At 36.2% G+C, this 5,159-nt stretch carries 6 protein-coding genes; 1 reads left to right on the top strand and 5 read right to left on the bottom strand.

The features are described from left to right. Positions 1–71: 71 nt before the first annotated feature. From RT405_RS05285 to RT405_RS05270, 4 genes are all read right to left on the bottom strand, one after another. Entirely contained in the window at positions 72–755 is a 684-nt protein-coding gene (locus RT405_RS05285; protein WP_313468180.1) for a DUF4956 domain-containing protein, read from the bottom strand. Next, the gene (locus RT405_RS05280) at positions 752–1,504 is read right to left on the bottom strand and encodes a polyphosphate polymerase domain-containing protein (RefSeq protein ID WP_313468178.1); all 753 of its coding nucleotides are present in this window, start codon (positions 1,502–1,504) and stop codon (positions 752–754) included. Before RT405_RS05280 ends, RT405_RS05285 begins: the two co-directional genes overlap by 4 nt. 422 nt (positions 1,505–1,926) lie before the next feature. Beyond that, complete coding sequence (locus RT405_RS05275) at positions 1,927–3,171, bottom strand: HAMP domain-containing sensor histidine kinase (protein WP_313468176.1); 1,245 nt, start codon at positions 3,169–3,171, stop codon at positions 1,927–1,929. Further along, the gene (locus RT405_RS05270) at positions 3,168–3,842 is read right to left on the bottom strand and encodes a response regulator transcription factor (protein WP_313468174.1); all 675 of its coding nucleotides are present in this window, start codon (positions 3,840–3,842) and stop codon (positions 3,168–3,170) included. Before RT405_RS05270 ends, RT405_RS05275 begins: the two co-directional genes overlap by 4 nt. Positions 3,843–4,030: 188 nt before the next feature. Between RT405_RS05270 and RT405_RS05265 the strand changes: the two genes are divergently transcribed. Continuing rightward, on the top strand, positions 4,031–4,435 hold the full coding sequence (locus RT405_RS05265) for a hypothetical protein (RefSeq protein WP_313468173.1): 405 nt from the start codon (positions 4,031–4,033) through the stop codon (positions 4,433–4,435). Positions 4,436–4,874: 439 nt separating this feature from the next. On the opposite strand, the gene RT405_RS05260 is transcribed toward RT405_RS05265, so the two are convergent. Then, the coding region (locus RT405_RS05260) for an MgtC/SapB family protein (RefSeq protein WP_313468171.1) at positions 4,875–5,159 on the bottom strand (285 nt) is incomplete at its 5' end.

Genomic DNA, 5,159 nt, shown 5'->3' with positions numbered 1-5,159 from the left:
CCCTGCCAACAGCCCCACAGACATTATGGCTAAAATTTGAGCCGCTTTTAACTTTTTTAGTAAATTTTTCATTATAATTCTTCCTTTCCAATTATTGGACGGCCGCAAATGATTTCTAAGTTCCCATTTAGGCAGCGCAATGCATCAATAAATTGCTTTTCTTGTAGTGGATCTTTCAGTTCAATTGTGTATTCAAGACGAAACAAACTGCCCATATTGGTTGTCTTTACTTTGATCAATTGCTGCTGAACCACATACTCCTCAAAAACTGTTTCAAAAACATCTGTATAGTCTAAATTCTCAGGTATCGTCACTTTTAATATTCGGAATTGCGGACTCATTTCTCCAAAATCAGATAAATTCAACACGATCATCACACCGCAAATAATGAGCGCGAAGACCGCTGCAAAAGCGATATAACCCATTCCGGTCGCCAAACCAACAGCCATTGCCAGAAAAATACTGCTGATTTCTTTAGCCGATCCTGGCACTGAACGAAACCGCACTAAGCTGAACGCTCCCATCACAGCGACCCCGGCTCCTACATTTCCGTTGACCAGCATGATGACCATTTGGACCATTGCCGGTAGCAGAAATAATGTTGTTACGAAGCCTTTCGTATATTGGTTGCGGTACATATAGGTTCCGGCAATGCCTCCTCCTAAAACCAAACTGGCTACTGTACAAATAATAAAACTTGTAATTGAAAATGCATTCGCGCTCTCAATATATAAACTGTTAAATAATTCACTCATTTAGTCATGACCTCTTTTTCTATTACTGTTTTGTTTGTTTCCATTGCTTGCTGTTTTAAGTAATCTTGATAAGCATTAGCGTATTTTGAAAATTTTGATGGATAAATGTGTTTTTCCGACAAGATACGAGCCAACCAAACTGGCATAGCTCCGCAAATTTTAATTTCCATCAATACATAATTTCTTGGCAAAATCGGTTTGCCATAAGAGCCGGCTGCCAGTGATAAATCTGTTGTCCGATATAAAATATTTTGATCGAATGTGATGCGGACGCTCTTATCTTGTTTGCCGAAGTAAGCTAGCCGTTCATAAGAAATGTACATAGCCGGTTTAAGATCCGGATAAAAAGACAATACTGACTCAAATTCACGAATCATTTGTTTATTCTGCACAGATTCTAAAAATGGCTGGTGACCTAGAAACCTTTCCGCATCCTTCAATCGCATATCGGTTCTTCTTTTATAGACAACTCCATCAAATTTTTTCTTGATCTCTAAATAAACTTGGTCTGTTTCATTAGGTACCCCGTAGCTGCGCAAACGAACTTTTTCTTTATAAATTGGCTTGCTCATGGAATGACGGATCAAATACCAGTTGGTTGTATCGTAATAAACATTTGTAATCAAATGTTTTCCATAATCGTCCAATTGCATATAGGCTTCAATTTCCTTCAACACTTCATCCCACTGCTGAGAGGAAATCAAGTATTTTTTTTCGTGTCGTTCAAAAACACTCAGATAATCGTTCATTTTTCTCTCCTCCTGTTCTATGTGCCTTACTATAATCCGCGAACCTTAATTGAACCTTAAGAGAAAAGATGACTTTAAAATTAGCACTAACACATTAAATTAAAACGGACGCAAAAAAGCTTTTATTTCTTTGATAAAGGCTTTTTTACTGATTTTTCTATTCTTATATTTGCTAGAATGCTTCTACCTAACACTTCCAACCTATTTTCTACTGCTTTTGTCTGCTAGACACCATCTACCTGACACTTCCAATTTTTTTCCACTGTTTTTGTTTGCTAGACACCCGCTAACTAACACTTAATCCTTTATTAACTGAGAAATAAGATGGCATTCTACAATAGTTTAATTTTTATACAACTTTTTATAAAACCCTACACCACAAAAAAACTCAAGAAAAGGAATACGTTCCTTTTTCTTGAGCTTTACTGTAACGGTAAAACGACATCGAACACGATCGTCTGGTCATCTAATTGATTCGCTGTAATCTGTCCATTATTTTTTTCTACAATGGCCGATGCCATCGACAACCCGATCCCATAACTATCAGCAGTTTGCTGGCGTGACTGGTCTTCTCGATAAAAACGATCAAACAATTGGTCAAAATTTCGCGGCATTTCTTTGGTTGTGTTGGAGATTCTTAATTTGGCTTTGTGTCTATCTACTGACAGCTGGACATGAATAGTGCCTAAATCTTGAACATACTTATTCGCATTATCCATTAGGATCGAGCACAGCTTGTTCAGAGACAGAGCATCCGCTCGCACAAATACATCAGACTGAATATCTAAGGTAACTGCTACTTTTTTTTGTTTGCCGATCATTACGTAAGGTTCACATATTTCCTGCAGAACCTGTGAAAGATTGATAGTTTCTATTTTTTGTTGATAAGAAGGTTCCTCCATTTGCGCTAGTTGAAGCATATTTTCCATCAAACCAGTTAAACGTTGAATCTGTTTTCCCGTACTTTCTGTCCATTCACTTTGTCCGTTTAGCATCTCCTGCACTTCATTATTAGCAGAAATAATTGCTAATGGTGTTTTTATTTCGTGTCCGGCATCGGTGATAAATCGTTTTTGTTTATCCATGCTTTGTTGAGCAGGTCGTACAATTTTTTTTGAAAAGTAAAACACTAAAAGAAAAATCAAAATCAGACTAATAGAACCGATCAAAAAAGAGTTCCATAAAAATAATCTGACTGTTTGCAATTCTCGCTGACTATCCATAAACAACAACAAATAACTATCGTCGTCTTGTTCCTCTACTCGGTAACGAAAATCATCTACGTAGCCTTTTTCCTTATCAGTAGATAAGATACTTTCCGCATATTCTTTACCTTCTTCAGAATCCACTGACCGAATTCGGCTCGTATCAACTTGAATCACTTGGCGCTGCTTATTGGCGATGACTTTAAAAAAGCGTGTCTCATAAGGCGTTTCTGCCGTTACTGCTTGACCTGGTTTTCCATCAACTGGTAAAGGCTGTTCTTCAGGCAGGGCTTCTTGAGGAAAATTCCCGCCATTTTCAGCTAACACACTTAAAATATCATCTGCCCGTTCATTTGTATGGAGAATATTTGTCACATTCAATGTTCCCAAAACTAACAGCATAACGACAAAAACAGAAGCCATCATGACCAGCATAAATTTTTTACGCAGTTTTTCAATCATTGTTCTTCCTCCAATGCATAACCAACACCGCGTGTAGCAACGATTTTTACATGTACATTCAAAGCTGATAGTTTTTTTCGCACATTGCTCAAATGAACCCAAATGCTATTCATTTCAATATCAGTATCTAATCCCCAAATTCGCTCAATTAGTTGTTCAGCTGAAAAAATTTGCCTTGGGTTTTCCATCAGTAACTGTAAAATCTGAAACTCCTTGTTGGACAACTTCACCTCATCTTTACCGTTACTGATACGAACAGCATCACAATCCAGCAATAGATCTTCAAAAGTCAATATTCGAGGTTGCAATACCGTTTTTCTTCGCGTCATTGCCCGTACACGTGCCACTAACTCTCCCATCGCAAATGGTTTGGTCAAGTAATCATCTGCACCTGAATCTAGTCCTTCTATTCTATCTCCAACAGCCGATTTCGCTGTTAAAAGTAAGATGGGCAGCTGTTTGCCGTCTTTTCGCAACCTATCAAGAACTTCCAACCCTGTCAGTTTTGGCATCATAATATCTAAAATCATCCCATCATATTCAGCTAAAGAGGCGTAGTCATATGCATCTTGCCCATCATAAACAATGTCTACACTATATCCTTGATTTTCTAGTATCACTTGAACCGCACGAGCCAGCTCTTGTTCATCTTCTGCTAACAATAACCGCATATTCTACCCTCCTATAGTTTTCTTTTATCTTAGCATAGGTTACAAAAATAAGAAGTGCAAGAAAATTTAATAGCGCGTGAAAAATACTTTTGTTGCTGAAATCAGACTAAAGCCGGTCGCAGCTTTTTGTTGACGTGTTATACTTATAAATACTAGAAGAAAGAACACAGAAAGAGGCGGCAAATCGAATGGAAAAAATCAGAACCAAATTTCAAAAATTTATGATCGGTAGATATGGCGTGGACAAGCTTTCAACCTATTTACTTTATGGAGGACTGGCTTTCGTTTTCTTATTTAGTTTGCTGAAATGGACACCTGGCAATTTAATTGGATGGGTAGCCATTCTTGTTGGTTATTATCGAGCTTTTTCTCGTAACCGTACTAAGCGCTATCAAGAAAATCAAAAGTTTTTGGCTTTCATCCATCGCCTTAATGAAAAATGGAATAAACAACGAAATAAATTTCATCAGCGCAAAGTATACAAATACTATTCTTGTTCTAATTGCCATAAAGAATTTCGAGTTCCGCGAAATAAAGGGAAAATAAGAGTTACTTGCCCTCATTGTAAAGAGCAATTCATCAAAAAAACTTAGTTGGCAGCTTCCCAGCTAATACAATAAAATCCCACTTCTTATCTTATCGGATTTTTCTGATAACAGGAGCGGGATTTTTTTACTGTTAAAAGCAAACAGGCCTAAATAAATGGAATAGCCCCTTAAGATAATCACGCGAGTAGATATCTTAAAGGAGCTATCTTTATGAACATTATGCAAGATATTATAGGATTTAATTATAGCATAGCTGTAAAAAGCAATCTTTAGCTAGATAACTTTACAAGTGGTGTAGAGAATAGTTTTATAAAGCTTTGACAGTCATTTTTATAAAAATTTCATCATGCTTCTTCAATTGGATAATTTATTTTTTCGATTATTATATTTTCCTTAGCTTGAATTTCTTCGAATAATTTTTCTTCTTCTTTCACATTCTTTAATTGAACAGTATATTCGACATAATAAAGCTTTTTTTTATTATCTACATTTCTTTTAACTGATACTTTTGAAGATATCGGTTTTTTTTATGAAAGATGTTAAACGCTTCTTGTAATACTTTTTTATCCGATATAGAAACTCCAAAAACAACAGTTTTAGAGCTTACTTTTTTAAAAATAAACCTTGATAATTCAAAAGCAATTAAAGTTAAAATAGTGGCGCTGATCCCTATAAAATATAAACCACCACCAATAGTCAAACCAATACCAGCTGTTGTCCAAATCCCAGCTGCGCTAGTTAAACCTTTGATAGACTTTTTTTGAATAAT

It is taken from the genome of Carnobacterium sp., from assembly GCF_032094055.1.
Lineage (GTDB): Bacteria > Bacillota > Bacilli > Lactobacillales > Carnobacteriaceae > Carnobacterium_A.
Note: the sequence above shows the minus strand (reverse complement) of the source record. Positions and strands in the feature narration are given on the sequence as shown.

Excerpts from the sequence above, each read along its gene's own strand:
- RT405_RS05275 (WP_313468176.1), bottom strand. The coding sequence starts at position 3,171 with ATGATTGAAAAACTGCGTAAAAAATTTATGCTGGTCATGATGGCTTCT.
- RT405_RS05265 (WP_313468173.1), top strand. The coding sequence starts at position 4,031 with ATGGAAAAAATCAGAACCAAATTTCAAAAATTTATGATCGGTAGATAT.
- RT405_RS05285 (WP_313468180.1), bottom strand. The coding sequence starts at position 755 with ATGAGTGAATTATTTAACAGTTTATATATTGAGAGCGCGAATGCATTT.
- RT405_RS05270 (WP_313468174.1), bottom strand. The coding sequence starts at position 3,842 with ATGCGGTTATTGTTAGCAGAAGATGAACAAGAGCTGGCTCGTGCGGTT.
- RT405_RS05280 (WP_313468178.1), bottom strand. The coding sequence starts at position 1,504 with ATGAACGATTATCTGAGTGTTTTTGAACGACACGAAAAAAAATACTTG.